Genomic DNA, 669 nt, shown 5'->3' with positions numbered 1-669 from the left:
CGCGGTGAAATACGATGCGGTCGGCGGCAACGCCATCACCTTGGGGGCAACCGGTGGTGCAGGCGCACCGGCCGGCGGGGTGAAAATCACCAACCTGAGTGCCGGTGCCTTGAACGGCACCAGTACCGATGCAGTGAATGGCTCGCAGTTGTTCTCGACCAACCAAAGCATCAATAACATCATCAACAACGGCCTCAAATACTTCCACGCCAACTCGGCCCTGGCCGACAGCACCGCCACGGGCACTGATAGTGTGGCGGTCGGCCCGGTCGCCAGCTCGACGGCAACCAATGCGGTGGCCATCGGTAATGGCGCCGTGGCCAGCGTGGCAAATTCCGTGGCGTTGGGCAGTGGCGCCACGACTGCGGCGGCGACTGCCACCCCAACAGGTGTGGTTAATGGCACGACTTACACTTACGCAGGCACTGCTCCAATCGGCGTGTTGAGCGTGGGCAGTGTCGGTAACGAACGTCAGATCAGCAACGTAGCAGCAGGCAAAGTCACTGCCGCTAGCACCGACGCGATCAATGGCAGCCAACTGTTTGCCACCAACACGGCAGTCGATGCTGTCGGCACCCAAACCACAACTTTAGGCAACACCTCGGCCAGCACTCTGGGCGGCGGCGCCACTTACTCGCCGGCCACGGGGCTGACGGGCTTCAGCCTGCC

The 669-nt window shown here is 62.5% G+C and carries 1 pseudogene; it reads left to right on the top strand.

The features are described 5' to 3' along the window. Positions 1 to 669: pseudogene (locus K0F88_RS21445) on the top strand (hypothetical protein); the annotation flags it as partial.

Source organism: Pseudomonas sp. UMAB-40 (assembly GCF_900095275.1).
In the GTDB taxonomy this organism is placed as follows: domain Bacteria; phylum Pseudomonadota; class Gammaproteobacteria; order Pseudomonadales; family Pseudomonadaceae; genus Aquipseudomonas; species Aquipseudomonas mandelii_B.
Note: the sequence above shows the minus strand (reverse complement) of the source record. Positions and strands in the feature narration are given on the sequence as shown.